The organism is Lentzea sp. NBRC 105346 (assembly GCF_030269605.1).
Classification (GTDB): Bacteria; Actinomycetota; Actinomycetes; order Mycobacteriales; family Pseudonocardiaceae; genus Lentzea.
In genome coordinates this window covers 165,974-182,648 of record NZ_BSTQ01000014.1, presented here as the reverse complement: position 1 = coordinate 182,648, position 16,675 = coordinate 165,974, and the positions used below count along the sequence as shown (strand labels likewise).

The window sequence follows — 16,675 nt, the reverse complement described above, 5'->3', positions numbered from 1 at the left end:
CGCAGTGCTCGCCCCATTAGCAGCCCGCATCCAGCTGATGCCGCTCGCCATCCCCGCGCGCTTCCTTATGCGCTTCAAGCGTACCGCCGGGGTCTGACAATTTCGGGCCGCCCCATATTGCACAAGCGCAGGTCAGCAGCCCTAAGCACACTGTGGGTATCCGCGAAGTTCACCCTACCGAGTCCGAGGGGTCCGAGGGATTCGTTCCTCCCGCGAGGGGTTGCCTCGCGCCGTCAGGTGGAGGAACGAAACGCCTGCTCAGCCGAGCCGACGGTGATCGTCGGAGATTCGCGCGAGGAGCGCCTGCAGCTCCTCCCCGCGCACGGCGAGTCGCTCGAGCCTGCCGAACAGCTGCAGGTACTCGCGGACGTCGAGCGGATCGGTGATGGTCGCGTTCCCAGTGAGCACGGACACGGTGACGACACGTTCGTCGTACACATGGAACCCGTGCAGTGCCACCAGGTTCGCATCGGCCGTCCATGGAACGACGCCTAGGCGCACGTTGGGACGGCGGAGGGTGGCGGCTAGGTGGTCGATCTGCTCGCACATCAGCTCGGCCGACCCCATCCGCCAGCGCAGCGCGCTCTCGGTGAGGAGGAAGACGAACTGTTTGGCGAGGTCGTCGAGCCTGGCGCGGCGGATGCGCAGTGCGGCGACGGCTGCCTCCTGCTCCTGCGGCGGCATCGTGGCCAGCACGACCCGCAAGTAGCTCTCACTCTGCAGGAGCTGTGGGACCTGGTTGAGCTGGAAGAACCGGCTCGTGGCTGCCCGCGCCTCGACGCGGCTGATCGTTTGCTGATGGCGGTGTGCGCCCCGGTGCAGCACGACTCGGCGCGTTTCGGCCTCGGCGTGCAGCGATCTGGCGAGTTCGACCAGTTCGACCCGAGTCTCCCTGGTCGCGGCCAACTCCGCGACCAGGCGCTCGACGTCGGTCACCGACGGGAGCAGCATGCCGTTCTCGATCTTCGACAGCTTGGACTGGCTCATCCCGGTGGCACGGGCCGTGGCCGTGCCGGTCATCTTCGCCTCGGTGCGCAGCCGACGTAACTCTCGCGACAGCCGTTCTCTCGCTAATCGCGAACGTTCGGGTGCGGTCATGTATCGCACCGTAACCGTCTGTACACGCTCAGACGATCGGCCATCGGCGGGGTATTCCGTCGCCCGATCGCGGCGAGTGGGTGATCTATCGCATATTTACGCGGCCATGAGAAGACTGTTCGGAGACAGACGCATCCGTCCGGCATCCACTGCGGCCACGATCTGGTCCGCGACCGCCGAAGGCGACTGAGCGATTCCCATCAGGTCGTTTTCGCCGTCGAGCAACCGCGTGCGCACCGGGCCGGGCAGGACAAGTGTGACACCGATCTCAGCCGGCAGTTCCGAGCGCAGCGTCTCAGTGAGGCCGACGACCGCGTGCTTGCTCGCCGCGTAGTCACCCATCAGCGGCGTGGTCGACGTGCCCAGGACGGACGCGACGTTCACCACATGTCCGCGACCGCGCGTGACCAGTTCGGGCACAAACACCTTCAGCATGTAGAAGACGCCGTCGAGGTTGACGCTCGTCGTGCGCTTCCACTCGGACGCCTCGAGCTCCCACACCGGCTTCTTGGGGCCGATCACGCCGGCGTTGTTGACGATCAGGTCGACCCGGCCGTAGTGCTCCAAGGCCCGGTCACGCAGGCGTTCCACCTCGGTCAGGTCCGTGACGTCGGTGGGAACGGCCAGCACGTCGCCGCCAAAGAACTGCAGCTCGATCTCGGCGACGCGCAACGGCGCCTCCTCGACGTCCGCCATGACGACCTTCACGCCCGCGGCGACGAGGCGTGAGACCAGGGCACGTCCGATGCCGTTGGCGGCACCGGTGACGACTGCTACCTGTCCGGGTCGAATTCGCATGCGCCACACACGATCACTGGGCCATTCGGGTTCACGGTGTGCGGTCCACGTCACAACCGATGAGTTCCGAAGATACGGACGGTCTGTCCGGGCATGGATTCTGTGACGCTCATGGCGCGTGGTTCGTCCGTCGAGGTTCAGGTGAGCGGCGAGGCCGAGCGGGACACGGTGTTCCGCATCGCCTCGATCACCAAACCGATCGTCGCCGCGGCCGTGATGTTGCTGGTCGACGACGGCGTGCTGCGGCTGGACGACCCCATCGGCCGGTGGCTGCCGGAACTGGCGGCCCCGAAGGTGGTCCGGACACCTGGCAGTGATGTAGACGACGTGGTGCCCGCGCGGCGGCCGATCACGGTGTTCGACGTGCTCACGTCGCGGGCCGGCTGGGGATTCCCGGCGGACTTCTCGCTACCCGCGGTCCAGCTGCTCTTCGCCGAACTGGAGCAGTACGGACTGGCCCCGCAACAACTTCCCGCGCCCGGCGAGTGGCTGGCGCGGCTGTCCCGCATCCCGCTGCTGCACCAGCCCGGCGAGACGTGGCTGTACAACATTTGCTCCAACATCCAGGGCGTGCTGGTCGCGCGGGCGTCCGGGATGTCGCTACCCGAGTTCCTCGAAACCCGGATCTTCCGGCCGCTCAGAATGAAGGACACGGGCTTCAGTTCCGACCGGCTCCTCCCGGCCTACCACGCGAACGGCGAGGTGCTCGACCCGCCGGACGGCCAGTGGAGCAGGATGCCCGCCTTCCCGTCCGGCGCGGGCGGCCTGGTGTCCACCGCGGACGACTGGCTGGCGTTCGGCCGCATGCTCCTCGACCAGGGCGCCGGGCTGCTGTCCCCCGAGTCCGTACGCCTGATGACGACGGATCACCTGACCGAACAGCAGCGGCGGGACGGCGCGCTGTTCCTCGACGGCCAGGGCTGGGGGTTCGGCGGCACGGTCGACGTCGCGGCGATCGACCCGTGGAACGTCCCCGGCCGCTACGGCTGGGTCGGCGGCACGGGCACCTCAGCGCACATCGTCCCGTCGACGAACACGGTCGCGATCCTGCTCACGCAAACCGCCACCGAGGATCCCGTGCCGCCGCAGTGGATGCGCGACTTCTGGCTTCAGTCGACGATCTTCCAGGAGTCGGCCAGCATCTGACGCGACTCGCCCAGCAGCTGCGGCAGCACCTTGGTGTGCCCGATGACCGGCATGAAGTTCGCGTCGCCGCCCCACCGGGGCACCACGTGCTGGTGCAGGTGCGCGGCGATGCCCGCCCCGCCGACGACGCCCTGGTTCATGCCGATGTTGAACCCGTGCGGCGCCGCCGTGTGCCGGATGACCCGCATCGCCTTCTGCGTGAACTCCGCGAACTCCACGGTCTCCTCCGGCGTGAGGTCCGTGTAGTCCGGCACGTGCCGGTACGGCAGCACCATGAGGTGACCGGGGTTGTACGGGAACAGGTTCAGCACGGCCCACACCAGCTCACCGCGCGCGATGATCAGGCCGGTCTCGTCGTCGCCGCCGAGGATGCGGCAGAACGGGCAGCCCGCGGGCTCGTCGCCCTCGGCCTTGCCCTCACCACGGATGTACGCCATGCGGTGCGGGGTCCAGAGCCGCTGGAAAGCGTCCTGGATCCCGGCACCGTCCTGCTCCTCGAAGTCGGTCACTGGAGCAGTTCCGCCGTGGGCGAGCCGTTCTCGCGGCGCTCGACCCAGTCCAGGATCTGCGCGACGGCCTGCTGAACCGGCACACCGTTGATCTGAGTGCCGTCGCGGAAGCGGAACGACACGGCGTCCGCCTCCACGTCCTTCGCGCCCGCGAGGAGCATGAAGGGCACCTTCTGCATGGTGTGGTTGCGGATCTTCTTCTGCATGCGGTCGTCCGACGCGTCGACCTCGACCCGGATGCCCTTGGCGCGCAACGTCTTCTGCACCGCGAGCAGGTGGTCGATGTTGTCGGAGGTCACCGGGATGCCGACGACCTGGACCGGTGCGAGCCACGCCGGGAACGCGCCCGCGTAGTGCTCGGTCAGGACGCCGAAGAACCGTTCCACGGAACCGAAGAGCGCGCGGTGGATCATGACCGGGCGCTGGCGCGAGCCGTCCGGGCCGGTGTACTCGAGCTCGAAGCGCTCGGGCAGGTTGAAGTCGACCTGGATGGTCGACATCTGCCACGTGCGGCCCAGCGCGTCCTTCGCCTGCACGGAGATCTTCGGGCCGTAGAACGCGGCGCCGCCCGGATCCGGGACGAGCTCGAGGCCGGAGTCCTCGGCCGCGGCACGCAGCGCCTCGGTCGCCTTCTCCCACACCTCGTCGGAGCCGACGTACTTCTCCTCGTTTCGCGTCGACAGCTCGAGGTAGAAGTCGTCGAGGCCGTAGTCGCGCAGCAGACCGAGAACGAAGCCCAGCAACGACTTCAGCTCGTCCTGCACCTGGTCCGGGGTGCAGAAGATGTGCGCGTCGTCCTGCGTCATGCCGCGCACGCGGGTCAGGCCGTGCACCACGCCGGACTTCTCGTACCGGTACACCGAGCCGAACTCGAACATGCGCAGCGGCAGCTCGCGGTAGGAACGGCCGCGCGACTTGAAGATCAGGTCGTGGAACGGGCAGTTCATCGGCTTCAGGTAGTAGTCCTGGCCGGGCTTGCGGACCGTGCCGTCCTCGTTGAGCTCGGCGTCGAGGTGCATCGCCGGGTACATGCCGTCGCGGTACCAGTCGAGGTGGCCGGACGTCTCGAAGAGGTTGCCCTTGGTGATGTGCGGCGAGTAGACGAACTCGTAGCCCTCTTCGGTGTGCCGCTGGCGGGAATAGTCCTCCATCGCCTTGCGGATGATGCCGCCCTTGGGGTGGAACACCGCGAGGCCGGAGCCGATCTCGTCCGGGAAGCTGAACAGGTCCAGCTCGACACCGAGCTTGCGGTGGTCACGGCGCTCGGCCTCGGCCAGCAGCTCCAGGTACCGGTCCTGGGCCTCCTGCGACTCCCACGCGGTGCCGTAGATGCGCTGCAGCTGCGGGTTCTTCTCGTTGCCACGCCAGTAGGCGGCGGCGACGCGGGTGAGCTTGAACGCCGGGATGTGCTTCGTGGTCGGCACGTGCGGGCCGCGGCACAGGTCGCCCCACACCTGCTCGCCGGTGCGCGGGTCGAGGTTGTCGTAGATCGTCAGCTCGCCGCCGCCGACCTCCATGACCTCACTGGTGTCGACGTCGCTCTTGATGTCGACCAGTTCGAGCTTGAACGGCTCGCTCTTGAGCTCGTCCTTGGCGGCGTCGATCGACTCCACGACGCGGCGCGAGAACCGCTGCGAGCCCTTGACGATCTGCTTCATGCGCTTCTCGAGCGCCTGCAGGTCCTCGGGCGTGAAGGGCTTCTCGACCTGGAAGTCGTAGTAGAAGCCGTCCTTCACGGGCGGGCCGATGCCCAGCTTCGCCTCGGGGAACTGCTGCTGCACGGCCTGCGCCAGCACGTGCGCGGTGGAGTGCCGGATGACGCTACGGCCGTCGTCGGTGTTCGCGGCGACGGCCTCGACCTCGACGTCGACCTGCGGCGTCCACGACAGGTCGCGCAGGTGACCCTCGGCGTCCTTCACGACGACGATCGCGTCGGCGCCCTTGCCGGGGAGCCCTGCCTCGCGCACGGCCGTACCCGCCGTCGTCCCGGCCGGCACCACCACGCGCGGTGGGTTCGCGGGGGACACGGGGCTGTGCTCGGACACGGTGACTCCTCGATTTGGGCGGGGTTGTTCGGTCTGATGTTATCCAGAGGGAAAGCTTGCAAATTTTTCAGCCCGCGATCCCGCTTTCGGGCCTGTCTGGTTCCCGCCATGTGGTCGTAACGTGCGGAGATGCGGATCCTGCTGACGCTGGCAATGACGCTGAGCGTGCTGTCGTGTCCCGCGAAGGCCACCCCTGCCGGCCCGCGCGACGTGATCGTTCAGCTGTTCGAGTGGAACTGGGCCTCGGTCGCCCGTGAGTGCACGACGTTCCTCGGGCCCCAGGGCTACGGGTACGTCCAGGTGTCCCCGCCCCAGGAGCACGTGACGGGCCCGGCGTGGTGGACGCAGTACCAGCCGGTGTCCTACAAGATCGAGTCCAGACTCGGCACCCGCGCGCAGTTCTCCTCGATGGTCACCACGTGCCACAACGCGGGCGTGAAGGTGCTGGTCGACGCCGTCATCAACCACACGACGGGCGGCGCCGGAACCGGCTGGGCGGGATCGGCCTACACGCACTACGACTACCCCGGCACGTACGCGTCGTGGGACTTCCACCACTGCGGCCGCAACGGCGGTGACGACATCGCCAACTACGGCGACCGCTGGGAGGTCCAGAACTGCGAGCTGGTCAACCTCGCCGACCTCGCCACCGACACCACCTACGTACGCGACCGCATCGCCACGTACCTCAACGACCTGCTGTCGCTGGGCGTCGACGGACTGCGCATCGACGCGGCGAAGCACATGCCGGTCGCGGACCTCGACGCGATCAAGTCCCGCCTGTCCCGCTCGGCGTACATCGTCCAGGAGGTCATCTACGGCGCGGGCGAACCCATCGGCCCGGCCGAGTACACGGGCGTCGGCGACGTGCACGAGTTCCGCTACGCCTACGACCTTCGCCGCGTGCTGTACAACGAGAAGCTCGCGTATCTGAAGAACTACGGCGAGGGCTGGGGCTACATCGCCGGCTCGTCGGCCGTCGTGTTCGTCGACAACCACGACACGCAGCGCAACGGCTCGACCCTGTCCTACAAGGACGGTGCCCGCTACCGCCTGGCGAACACGTTCATGCTCGCGTGGCCGTACGGGACGCCCGCGCTGTACTCCGGCTACGCGTTCTCGTCGTCGGACGAAGGCCCGCCCCAGGATTCGTCGGGACGCATTACCGATGCCTCCTGCGGTTCCGTCTGGCTCTGCGAACACCGCGCGGCCGCGGGCATGGTCGGCTTCCACAACGTCGTGCGCGGCACGTCCGTCGTGAACTGGTGGGACGACGGCGGCGACCTGGTCGCCTTCGGCCGCGGTACCAAGGGCTACGCCGTGCTGAACGACACCGACTCGGCGACCGACCGCTGGTTCCAGACGTCCATGCCCGCGGGCAACTACTGCGACGTGTCCGGAACGGGCGGCTGCTACGCGGTCAACAGCACCGGCTGGTTCCACGCCGTCGTCCCCGCACACGCATCTCTCGCCATTCACGTCTAAGTGGTTTTTCGGATGCGGTGGCGGTGGGTCAGCGAGGACGCTGGTGACCCGCCACCGCACGAGGGAGCCACCGATGCACTTCGAGGTCGTCGACTGCCCGGTCACTCTGACCAGCGAGAACCGGGACGAGCTGCGCCTGCTGTACGCCGACCTGCGCGACCACTACCTGCGTCGCGACGCGGCCAACGGCACCCGCACCACGCTGAACTTCGTCTGGTGCATCGCCCCTGGTCTGGATCCCGCATGCTTCTGGGCCACCTACGCCGACCAGCGCCACACGTTCGCGCCGAGTCAGCCGATCATGAACAGCGCGCAGGACGGGTGTGCGCATGCCGAGTTGCACCTGCTCAACCACGTCATACCGACAGCTTGACTTAAGGATTTACACAGGTCAGCGGCGCATGCTGAACGCATGAGTGAAGAACCGCCCGCCGCCGCACCACCTCCGCCTGAGCGACCGGCCGGGTCGCCGCAGCCCGCGCCCGAGCAGCGGACGTCGCCGCTGCCGCCCGCCGGCGAGCCCGCGCCCGAGCAGCCCGCGGCCGCCCAGCAGCAGCCCGCGCCCGAACAGCCCGCCGCCCAGCAACCGGCGCCGGAGTACGCCGCGTTCCAGCAACCGGCCGCTGCCGCACCGCGGCCGCGCGGCGAACGGGTACGCGTGATCGCCCGCCACCGCGCCACCCAGCTCGTCGCCGTGGGCCTGCTGGGCCTGATCCTCGGCGGCGGAATCGTCGCCCTCCTCGACCGCGACGGCCGCGGCGGCCCGGGCTTCGGCCCACGCGGCCACGACCGCCCCGGTCACAGCCGCATGGACGACCGCGGCCACCACGACCGCTGGGACCGCTGAGTTGAGGACTCGCGGAATTGTCGGTGCCCGCCGGTAGCCTCGATTTCGGGGACCGTGCGCGTCTGCGGCCTGCGTGAGCAGCCCCCGAATCGAGCCTAACCAGGCACCCTGACAATTCCGCGAGTCCTCAGTTCGGCCCTCGCGAGTCCTCAGTTCAGGCCCCGCGAGTCCTCAGTTCAGGCCCCGCGAGTCCTCGGTTCAGTGCGGTTGGGGGCCGAAGCGGATTGACATCAGTTGGCGCCGAAGCACCTTGCCCGTCGCGTTGCGCGGCAGCTTCGGCACCACGACGACCTCACGCGGCACCTTGTGCCGCGCCAGCCGCGTCCGCACGAACTCCCGCAGCTCCCGCACATCGATCCGCGCCCCGGCGACGGGCACGACGAACGCCCGCAGCCGCTGCCCGTACTCGGGATCGGGAACCCCCAGCACGGCCGCGTCGCGGATCCGGTAGTGCGTCATGAGCAGGTTCTCGACCTCGACGGGATAGACGTTCTCCCCACCGGAGACGATCATGTCGTCCTCGCGCCCGTCGAAGTACAGCCGCCCGGCCGCGTCGGTGTGCCCGAGGTCCCCGGTGGACACCAGGCCGTCGATCATCTCCTTCTGCGTCCCGTCGGTGTACCCGTCGACTGTGAGCGACCCGCGCACGTAGATCCGTCCGGTCACATAAGGAGTGGTGATCCGGTTACCGGACGAGTCGTAGATCCGCACCACGCAGTTGTGCGGCGGCAGCCCCACGGTCGACGGCGAGGCGGACAGGTCCTCCGGCGTGGCGACCGTGGCCACCGCGACTTCGGTGGATCCGTACAGGTTGTACAGAACCGGGCCGAACGTCGCGATCGTCCGTTCCACGAGATCGGGTGGGATGGTCGCACCGGAACAGAACACGACACGCAGATGCGACAGGTCGAACGAGTCCAGAATGGACCGGTCCAGCTCGACGATGCGTTGCAGCATCGTCGGCACCAGCACCAGCGTCGTGCACTTCTGACCCTGCACCGACCACAGGGTCTTGCGGGGATCGAAACGGCGCTGCAACACCGCCCGCGACCCCAGTGAGAGGGCCAGGGTCAGCAGGGAGTACCCCACCGCGTGGAAGATGGGCGCGGCGATGAACGTCGACTCCCCCGCCCCCATCGGGATGCGGTCGAGGAAGTCCGACGCCGTCAGCACGGACTTGATCTCGCGGTACGTCCCCTTCGGCACGCCGGTGGTGCCGGACGTCAGCTGGATGACGATGCCCGGTTCGCGCGGCGGTTCCAGCTCACCGCGCGGAGCACGCGACACCAACTGGTCCAGCGTCGGGGTGCGACGGTCCAAACCGTCGCGCGACCACGCCAGCCACCGCGGGATGTGCGGCGGCAGTTGATGGAACAGCGGGGTGAACTCCTCGTCGTGGATGACGAGTGAGACACCCTCGCGGCGGAGTAGGTCCAATACAACAGGGGCGGCGAAGCCGGTGTTCACCAGCAGGGCACGGACACCCAGTTTCGCGCAGCCGAGCAGGGTCTCGACCATGCCGCGGTGGTTGCGGCACATGACCGCGACAACGTGTTGGTGCTGGACTCCCAAGGCGCGCAAGCCCTGTGCGATCGCCGTCGAACGACGATCCAGCTGGCGGTAGGTCACGGAACCGCGTTCGTCGACGACGGCGACACCGTCCGGGTTGAGCCGCACCGCTCGCCGGACGGCCGTCACGTTCGGGCCCCAGATCGACACTTCCCGCAGGGCTTGCAGGGACATCTTGAAGTTGGTCAGGCTGACCATGCCGGCGGCGGACAACACCCGCAGTGAATGCACTCTGCCCATGGCGTCACGGAACGCCTTGCGCAAACCCGCCATCAAACGCTCCTCGCGTACGGGGGTTCCCCGAGGTATTCGGACGGTAACGGGCCGACCGCGTCTCGGGAAGGGGCGTTACATGCGGGATGTGCATGACAACCGGACATCTCATAACTGTAAACGTTTTCACGTTTAGACTGACCGGTCAGGTCAAGAAACCGCGCAGCAACGCCGCTGTGCCGTCGAGGTGTTCGGCCATCGCCTGCCTGGCCGCGACCGGATCACCGTCCAAAATGGACGCGATGATGTGTGCGTGCTGGTCGTTGGAGTGTGCCAGGTTCGGTTCCAGCAACGGGATGCCGTCGAGCAGCTCGTTCACCCGCATCCGCGACTCGGCGACGGCCGCGGTCAGCGACGCCGAACCGGTCGCCTCCGCGATCGCCAGGTGCAGCCGGGAGTCCTTGCGCCGGTAGTCCTCCAGCGACGCCTCGGAGCACTCGGCCAGCCGCGACCGCAGGCCACGGCGTTCCGTTGGGCCCAGCGTCCGTCCCGCCGCGCACTCCGCGGCACCGGTCTCCAGGACTTTGCGCAACGTCAGGGCGTCGCGGATGTCACCGAACTCCGTGACCGCGGAACCGCGCGGCAGCTCGAGGTTGACGAACGTGCCGCCGTAGCGGCCGCGTCGCGACTCGACGAAACCGTTCTCCTGCAACGTCCTGATCGCCTCGCGCAGCGTCACGCGGCTGACCCCGAGCTTCGTGGCCAGCTCGCGTTCCGCGGGCAACCGCTCTCCCGGCGCGACGACACCCAGCTTGATGGCCTGCATCAGCCGTTCGACGGTCTCCTCGAAGGCGTTGCCCGCCCGCACGGGGCGGAACAACGCCTCCTGCGCGTGTTCCATCGTCTACAGCGGTGTCACGTACGCACCGGCGATGCCACCGTCCACGAGGAAGTTCGACGCCGTCATGAACGACGAGTCGTCCGACGCGAGAAACGCGACAGCGGCGGCGATTTCCTCAGGTTCGGCGAACCTGCCGAGCGGCACGTGCACCAGCCGGCGCGCGGCGCGCTCCGGGTCCTTGGCGAACAGTTCGCGCAACAGCGGGGTGTTGACCGGTCCGGGGGAAAGCGCATTCACCCGGATGCCCTCGCGGGCGAACTGGACCCCGAGCTCGCGGCTCATCGCCAGCACGCCGCCCTTGGAAGCGGTGTAGGAGATCTGCGACGTGGCCGCGCCCATCGTCGCGACGAACGACGCGGTGTTGATGATCGAACCCTTGCCGTTCGCCTGCATGTGCGGGATGGCGTACTTGCAGCACAGGTAGACCGACGTGAGGTTCACCTTCTGCACGCGGTCCCACGCCTCGATGCCCGTGGTGAGGATCGAGTCGTCGTCGGGCGGGGAGATTCCGGCGTTGTTGAACGCGATGTCCAGCTTGCCGTAAGTGTCCACAGTGGTCTGGAACAGGGCCTTGACCTGCTCCTCGTCCGTGACGTCCACCTGGACGAACAGGCCGCCGACCTCGTCCGCGGCGGCCTTGCCCGCGTTCGGGTCCACGTCGGCGACGACGACCTTCGCGCCCTCGCTCGCGAACCTCCGCACGGTCGCGAGTCCGATGCCGCTACCGCCACCCGTCACGACGGCCACGCGGCCCTCGAGTCGCTGCACCATGATTCTCCCTAATCGCTAATCAGCCGGCGATGAAGACGTTCTTGACATCGGTGAAGGCGTCCAGGGCGTCCGGCCCCAGCTCCCGGCCCAGACCGGACTGCTTGACGCCGCCGAACGGCGTCCAGTAGCGGACCGACGAGTGCGAGTTCACCGAGAGGTTCCCGGCCTCGACGGCCCGCGAAACGCGAATCGCACGGCCGACGTCTCGCGTCCAAATCGAACCCGAGAGCCCGTACTCGCTGTCGTTGGCGATCCGCACGGCATCGGCCTCATCCTCGAAGGGCAGCACGACGACCACCGGCCCGAAGATCTCCTCGCGCACGGTCCGGTCCTCATAAGGCGGAGTCAGAACCGTTGGCGGGAACCAGAATCCAGGTCCGGATGGAGCAGTGCCACGGAAGGCGACCGGAGCATCGGAGGGCACATAGGACGACACGGTCGCGTGGTGCGCCGCCGAGATCAGCGGCCCCATCTCGGTCTTCTCGTCGCCGGGCGAACCGACGACGACGCCCTTGACCGCGGGCTCCAGCAGTTCCATGAACTTGTCGTAGACGGACCGTTCCACCAGGATCCGCGACCGCGCGCAGCAGTCCTGCCCGGCGTTGTCGAACACGCCGTAGGGCGCGGTGGCGGCCGCCTGCTCCAGGTCCGAGTCCGCGAAGACGATGTTCGCCGACTTGCCGCCCAGCTCCAGCGTCACCCGCTTCACCTGCTCGGCGCACCCGGCCATGATCTGCTTGCCGACCTCGGTCGACCCGGTGAACACCACCTTGCGCACCGCGGGATGCGTCACGAACCGTTGCCCGACAACGGATCCCTTGCCCGGCAGCACCTGGAACACATCCGCCGGGATGCCCGCCTCGCGCGCCAGCTCACCCAGCCGGATCGCGGTCAGCGGCGTCAGCTCCGCGGGCTTCAGCACCACGGTGTTGCCCGCCGCCAGCGCGGGCGCGAAGCCCCAGCCGGCGATCGGCATCGGGAAGTTCCACGGCACGATCACACCGATCACACCGAGCGGCTCGTGGAACGTCACGTCCAGGCCGCCCGCGACCGGGATCTGCTTGCCGAACAATCGTTCCGGCGCGGCCGCGTAGTAGTGCAGCACGTCCCGGACGTTGCCGGCCTCCCAGCGGGCGTTGCCGATGGTGTGCCCGGAGTTGGTCACCTCCAGCTGAGCCAGTTCCTCGACGTGGCCGTCGACCAGCTCGGCGAACCGGCGCAGCAGCCGCGCGCGGTCACCGGGCGCGACATCGCGCCACGCCGGGAAAGCCGCTGCCGCACGGGCGATCGCGGCGTCCGTCTCCTCCAGCGAGGTGTGCGGCACGGACCGCACCAGCTCCTCGGTGGCGGGGTTGATCACGTCGAAGGTCACGCGTTTCTCCTTGCGGCTGCGATCAGTGCTTCGAACAACCTGAGGTCTTCGACGTCCTGCTCGGGGTGCGACTGCACGCCCACGACGAACCGGGCGCCGTCCAGCTCGACGGCCTCGACGACCCCGTCCGGCGCGGTGGCGACCACCCGCAGGCCGTCGCCCAGGCGGTCCAGCGCCTGGTGGTGATGACACCGGACGGTGGTGCCCGCACCGAGGATCTCGGCCAGCACGCCGTCCGACACGGTGATCTCCGTGTGCTCGAACACCGACGGCGCCGGGTTGTGCCCTTCGACGTGCTGGTGCAGCGTCCCGCCGAGGGCGACGTTGAGCACCTGCATGCCACGGCACACGCCGAGCAGCGGCAGGTCGTTCTTCAGCGCCGCGTGCACCAGTGCGAGCTCGGCGGCGTCACGGTCGGGCCTCGGCGCACCGGTCTCCGGGGCGGCCTCGGCACCATAGGTCGCGGGGTCCACGTCGGCGCCACCGGCGAGCACGAGCCCGTCGAGGAACCCGATGCTGTCGGCGTTCCAGTCGCCGACCGGCGGCAGCATCACGGGGTTGCCGCCCGCGCGCACGACGCAGTCGAGGTAGCCGCGGTACAGCACCGCGGCCTCGACGTCCCAGAACCCGAACCTCGTGCGTTCGAGGTAGGTGCTGATGCCGATGAGTGGCTTAAAGACGCTCAAAGCCACGAACCCTTTCCCAGTCCGTCACGGCCGCCTCGTACGCGTCGAGCTCGACGCGGGCCGCGTTGAGGTAATGATCGACTACGTCCTTGCCGAACGCCTCGCGAGCGAGCTCGGAGCCCGCCAGCAGGTCCGCCGCGTCGCGCAGGGTGTGCGGCACGGTCGCCCGGTCCGAGGCGTAGGCGTTGCCGACGAACTCGTCCTCCAGCGGCAGCTCGTTGTCCACGCCGTGCAGGCCGGCCGCGATCAGCGCGGCCACCGCGAGGTACGGGTTGACGTCGCCGCCGGGCACCCGGTTCTCGAACCGCAGCGACTGCCCGTGCCCGACGACGCGCAGCGCGCACGTCCGGTTGTCGCGGCCCCACGCGACGGCGGTCGGCGCGAAGCTGCCCTTGACGAACCGCTTGTAGGAGTTGACGTTCGGCGCCAGGAAGTAGGTGAACTCGCGCAACGCCCTGAGCTGCCCGGCGAGGAAGTGCTCCATCATCTTGGACATGCCGTGTCCGTCGGCGAACACGGGTTCGCCGTCGCGGGACCGCACGCTGAGGTGGATGTGGCACGAGTTGCCCTCGCGCTCGTTGTACTTCGCCATGAAGGTCAGCGACTTGCCCTGCTGCGCGGCGATCTCCTTGGCGCCGGTCTTGTAGACGCTGTGGTTGTCGCACGTGCGCAGCGCGTCGGTGTAGCGGAACGCGATCTCGTGCTGACCGGGGTTGCACTCGCCCTTGGCGGACTCGACGACCAGGCCGGCGCCCGCCATGCCGTTGCGGATGGCGCGCAGCAGCGGCTCGATGCGCGCGGTGCCGAGCAGCGAGTAGTCCACGTTGTACTGGTTGGACGGCGTGAGGTTGCGGTAGCCGGCGTTGAACGCCTGCTCGTAGGTGTCGTCGAAGACGATGAACTCCAGCTCGGTGCCGACGAACGCCTCCAGCCCGCGCTCGTGCAGCCGGTCGAGCTGGCGCCGCAGGATCTGGCGGGGCGACGCGGTGACCGGCTCGCCGTTCTCCCACTGGATGTCGCACATGACCATCGCCGTGCCCTCGTGCCACGGGACGCGGCGCAACGTGGACATGTCCGGCTTCATCACGAAGTCGCCGTAGCCGCGCTCCCAGGACGACATCTCGAAGCCGCTGACCGGGTTCATCTCGACGTCCACGGCGAGCAGGTAGTTGCAGCCCTCGGCGGCGTGCGCGACGACCTCGTCGAGGAAGTACCGGGCGGCGCACCGCTTGCCCTGCAGGCGGCCCTGCATGTCGACGATCGCGACCAGCACCGTGTCGATCTCGCCGGTGTCAACGAGCTCGCGCAACTCCTCGACCGTCAGCATGAGGCTCCTCCCAAGGTCGCCGCTAATGGTCCAACATTAGCCCATTGAAGGTGCGGCGAGATAGAGCACGAGCCCCCTAGGATCCTTGACCTGACTCTTGGGGGAGCCGATGCGAAGACCTTTGCTGTGGGCCGCGTTCGGAATCGCACTCGTTCCGCTGATCTGGCAAAGCGTTGTCATGCTGCGCGAGGGGTTCTTCTGGCAGGACGACTTCCGTTACGTCGCCAGAGCCGTCGAAGCGCCGCTGTCGACGCTGTTCGACGACTACAACGGCCACCTGATGCCCGGCCAGTTCCTGCTGGTCTGGCTGGTCACGGCCATCGCCCCGCTCAACTTCACCGTCGCGGCGCTGCCCGTGCTGGCGTTGTACGGCCTGGCGATGTGGATGTTCTGGCGGCTGCTCGTCCGCCTCTTCGGCGCCCGCTGGGAGCTGCTCGCCCCGTTCGCCGCCTTCACGTTCTCCCCCTTGATCCTGGTGTCCACGCGCTGGTGGGCGTTCGCGCTGCAGCTCATCCCGCTGCTCGTCGCGATGATCGGCGCGATCGACGCCCAGGTGCGGTACGTCCGGACCGGCAAGGGCCTGTGGGCCGGCCTGCTGTGGGTGTTCGCGGGCGTGCTGTTCTGGCAGAAGGCACTCGTCATCGTGCCGGTGCTCGTCGCCGTCACCGCCCTGCTCTCCCCCGAACCCGGCCGGCTGAGATGGGCGTTCCGGACGCACTGGCGGTCGCTGACCGCGCACATCGCGTTGATGCTCGCACTCGGGATCGGCTACGCCCTGCTGTCCGCCGGCAACGTCGCGGCCGAGCGGTCCGCCGCGCACGAGTGGGTGCGCCTGACCGCGCGCATGATCGCGGACACGTTCCTTCCCGGTGTCCTGGGTGGACCGTGGTCCGTCGGGATCGACGGTGCGACCGCGTGGTCCGTGCCGCCGCTGCCGGTCCGGATCATCACCTGGGTGCTCGCCGCGGTGATCATCGGCGTCGGGCTGCGGTTCGGCCGGGACCGCGCCGGGCTCGCGTGGCTGACGCTCGCCGGGTACCTCGCGCTCGCCGTCGCCGCGGTCGGGGTCGCGCGGCTGTCGTTCATCGGCGAGGTGATCGGCGGCGACCCCCGGTACGTCGCGGACGCCGTGCCGGTCGCGATCCTCTGCGCGTGCTTCGCGTTCCTGCCTCTTGATCAACCATCCGCCGAGGTTCTCACCAAGAAGCACGTCGCGCTGGCGGCGGGCGTCGCGCTGCTGCTGGCCGGGTCGGTGGCGACCACGGTGACCGCGACTCAGCGCACCGACCAGCAGACAGCTCGCGCGTATGCGCAGACGCTGGCGCAGTCGTTGCGTGACAACACCGGCGTGGTGGTCTACGACCGGCCGGTGCCGCTGGAGCTGATGAGCATCTGGTTCGGCCGCAACGCCAACGTGTCCGAACTGGTCCGGACGATGCACGGCCAGGGCGTGCGGTTCGACGAGCCGTCCGACGACATGCGCATCGTCGACGACCAGGGCAGGCTGCGCCCGCTCAACGTCTTCCCGCTCGCGGAGGGCCCGCAGGGACCGACACCGGAGTGCGGGTATCTGATCGGGCCCAACCCGGTCGAGATCCCGCTGTCCAAACCGGTCGGCTCACCGCGCCAGGTGCTCCGGATCGGCTACTTCACCGGAGCGACCGGCACGGGCGTGCTTCGTGTCGGCGACCAGCAGATCCCGATCCGCTGGGAGTCGGGCGTGCACAACCTGCACGTGGTCGTCGAGAACCCGTTCGACAAGATCACCCTCTGGAGCACTCAGATCCCCAAGGGCGTGTGCGTCGGCAACATCGTGGCCGGCGCACCCATGCCCGGCTAGGCCTCCGGGGCGAGGGGCGGTTCCTTGGGCGGTGCCATCGTGTCTCGCATGGGTTCGACTCTGCCGGA

At 68.4% G+C, this 16,675-nt stretch carries 15 protein-coding genes; 5 read left to right on the top strand and 10 right to left on the bottom strand.

The genetic code is table 11. The annotated features are described in order from the left end of the window. Nucleotides 1-258 precede the first annotated feature (258 nt). On the bottom strand, nt 259-1,098 hold the full coding sequence (locus QSK35_RS28140) for a helix-turn-helix domain-containing protein (RefSeq protein WP_285750542.1): 840 nt from the start codon (nt 1,096-1,098) through the stop codon (nt 259-261). Between the two features lie 96 nt (nt 1,099-1,194). Continuing rightward, nucleotides 1,195-1,896, bottom strand: a complete 702-nt coding sequence (locus QSK35_RS28135; RefSeq protein WP_285750541.1) for an SDR family NAD(P)-dependent oxidoreductase — start codon at nt 1,894-1,896, stop codon at nt 1,195-1,197. 93 nt (nt 1,897-1,989) lie between these two features. Between QSK35_RS28135 and QSK35_RS28130 the strand changes: the two genes are divergently transcribed. Next, nucleotides 1,990-3,042, top strand: a complete 1,053-nt coding sequence (locus QSK35_RS28130; RefSeq protein WP_285750540.1) for a serine hydrolase domain-containing protein — start codon at nt 1,990-1,992, stop codon at nt 3,040-3,042. Here QSK35_RS28130 and QSK35_RS28125 read toward each other — a convergent pair. Next, nucleotides 3,006-3,551, bottom strand: coding sequence for an HIT family protein (locus QSK35_RS28125; RefSeq protein WP_285750539.1), 546 nt, complete (start codon nt 3,549-3,551; stop codon nt 3,006-3,008). The genes QSK35_RS28130 and QSK35_RS28125 overlap by 37 nt on opposite strands. After that, the gene (gene thrS, locus QSK35_RS28120; RefSeq protein WP_285750632.1) at nt 3,548-5,554 is read right to left on the bottom strand and encodes a threonine--tRNA ligase; all 2,007 of its coding nucleotides are present in this window, start codon (nt 5,552-5,554) and stop codon (nt 3,548-3,550) included. The genes QSK35_RS28125 and thrS overlap by 4 nt, the downstream gene beginning before the upstream one ends. Before the next feature lie 171 nt (nt 5,555-5,725). On the opposite strand from thrS, the gene QSK35_RS28115 reads away from it, so the two are divergent. From QSK35_RS28115 to QSK35_RS28105, 3 genes are all read left to right on the top strand, one after another. Beyond that, nucleotides 5,726-7,081: an alpha-amylase gene (locus QSK35_RS28115; protein ID WP_285750538.1), complete on the top strand. Its 1,356-nt coding sequence runs from the start codon at nt 5,726-5,728 to the stop codon at nt 7,079-7,081. A gap of 73 nt (nt 7,082-7,154) precedes the next feature. Further along, nucleotides 7,155-7,454, top strand: a complete 300-nt coding sequence (locus QSK35_RS28110) for a hypothetical protein (RefSeq protein WP_285750537.1) — start codon at nt 7,155-7,157, stop codon at nt 7,452-7,454. A 39-nt stretch (nt 7,455-7,493) separates the two neighbouring features. Next, nucleotides 7,494-7,928 carry a hypothetical protein gene (locus QSK35_RS28105; RefSeq protein ID WP_285750536.1) on the top strand — a complete coding sequence of 145 codons (435 nt, stop codon included), beginning with the start codon at nt 7,494-7,496 and terminating at the stop codon, nt 7,926-7,928. Nucleotides 7,929-8,126: 198 nt separating this feature from the next. Here QSK35_RS28105 and QSK35_RS28100 read toward each other — a convergent pair whose 3' ends face one another. The 6 genes from QSK35_RS28100 to QSK35_RS28075 form a co-directional block, all read right to left on the bottom strand. Next, nucleotides 8,127-9,770 carry an AMP-binding protein gene (locus QSK35_RS28100; RefSeq protein WP_285750535.1) on the bottom strand — a complete coding sequence of 548 codons (1,644 nt, stop codon included), beginning with the start codon at nt 9,768-9,770 and terminating at the stop codon, nt 8,127-8,129. A 145-nt stretch (nt 9,771-9,915) separates the two neighbouring features. Further along, nucleotides 9,916-10,611, bottom strand: a complete 696-nt coding sequence (locus QSK35_RS28095) for a FadR/GntR family transcriptional regulator (RefSeq protein ID WP_285750534.1) — start codon at nt 10,609-10,611, stop codon at nt 9,916-9,918. A 3-nt stretch (nt 10,612-10,614) separates the two neighbouring features. Then, on the bottom strand, nt 10,615-11,382 hold the full coding sequence (locus QSK35_RS28090; RefSeq protein WP_285750533.1) for a 3-oxoacyl-ACP reductase: 768 nt from the start codon (nt 11,380-11,382) through the stop codon (nt 10,615-10,617). A gap of 19 nt (nt 11,383-11,401) precedes the next feature. After that, entirely contained in the window at nt 11,402-12,754 is a 1,353-nt protein-coding gene (locus QSK35_RS28085) for an aldehyde dehydrogenase family protein (RefSeq protein ID WP_285750532.1), read from the bottom strand. After that, nucleotides 12,751-13,446, bottom strand: a complete 696-nt coding sequence (locus tag QSK35_RS28080) for a gamma-glutamyl-gamma-aminobutyrate hydrolase family protein (protein WP_285750531.1) — start codon at nt 13,444-13,446, stop codon at nt 12,751-12,753. Before QSK35_RS28080 ends, QSK35_RS28085 begins: the two co-directional genes overlap by 4 nt. Next, nucleotides 13,427-14,767: a glutamine synthetase family protein gene (locus QSK35_RS28075; protein ID WP_285750530.1), complete on the bottom strand. Its 1,341-nt coding sequence runs from the start codon at nt 14,765-14,767 to the stop codon at nt 13,427-13,429. Before QSK35_RS28075 ends, QSK35_RS28080 begins: the two co-directional genes overlap by 20 nt. Nucleotides 14,768-14,876: 109 nt before the next feature. Between QSK35_RS28075 and QSK35_RS28070 the strand changes: the two genes are divergently transcribed. Then, a complete protein-coding gene (locus QSK35_RS28070) occupies nt 14,877-16,607 on the top strand; it encodes an ArnT family glycosyltransferase (protein ID WP_285750529.1) in 1,731 nt (576 codons plus the stop codon). The last annotated feature ends 68 nt before the right edge of the window (nt 16,608-16,675 follow it).

Excerpts from the sequence above, each read along its gene's own strand:
- QSK35_RS28100 (WP_285750535.1), bottom strand. The coding sequence starts at position 9,770 with ATGGCGGGTTTGCGCAAGGCGTTCCGTGACGCCATGGGCAGAGTGCAT.
- QSK35_RS28075 (WP_285750530.1), bottom strand. The coding sequence starts at position 14,767 with ATGCTGACGGTCGAGGAGTTGCGCGAGCTCGTTGACACCGGCGAGATC.
- QSK35_RS28095 (WP_285750534.1), bottom strand. The coding sequence starts at position 10,611 with ATGGAACACGCGCAGGAGGCGTTGTTCCGCCCCGTGCGGGCGGGCAAC.
- QSK35_RS28110 (WP_285750537.1), top strand. The coding sequence starts at position 7,155 with ATGCACTTCGAGGTCGTCGACTGCCCGGTCACTCTGACCAGCGAGAAC.
- QSK35_RS28135 (WP_285750541.1), bottom strand. The coding sequence starts at position 1,896 with ATGCGAATTCGACCCGGACAGGTAGCAGTCGTCACCGGTGCCGCCAAC.
- QSK35_RS28115 (WP_285750538.1), top strand. The coding sequence starts at position 5,726 with ATGCGGATCCTGCTGACGCTGGCAATGACGCTGAGCGTGCTGTCGTGT.
- QSK35_RS28090 (WP_285750533.1), bottom strand. The coding sequence starts at position 11,382 with ATGGTGCAGCGACTCGAGGGCCGCGTGGCCGTCGTGACGGGTGGCGGT.
- QSK35_RS28130 (WP_285750540.1), top strand. The coding sequence starts at position 1,990 with ATGGATTCTGTGACGCTCATGGCGCGTGGTTCGTCCGTCGAGGTTCAG.
- QSK35_RS28070 (WP_285750529.1), top strand. The coding sequence starts at position 14,877 with ATGCGAAGACCTTTGCTGTGGGCCGCGTTCGGAATCGCACTCGTTCCG.
- QSK35_RS28140 (WP_285750542.1), bottom strand. The coding sequence starts at position 1,098 with ATGACCGCACCCGAACGTTCGCGATTAGCGAGAGAACGGCTGTCGCGA.
- QSK35_RS28105 (WP_285750536.1), top strand. The coding sequence starts at position 7,494 with ATGAGTGAAGAACCGCCCGCCGCCGCACCACCTCCGCCTGAGCGACCG.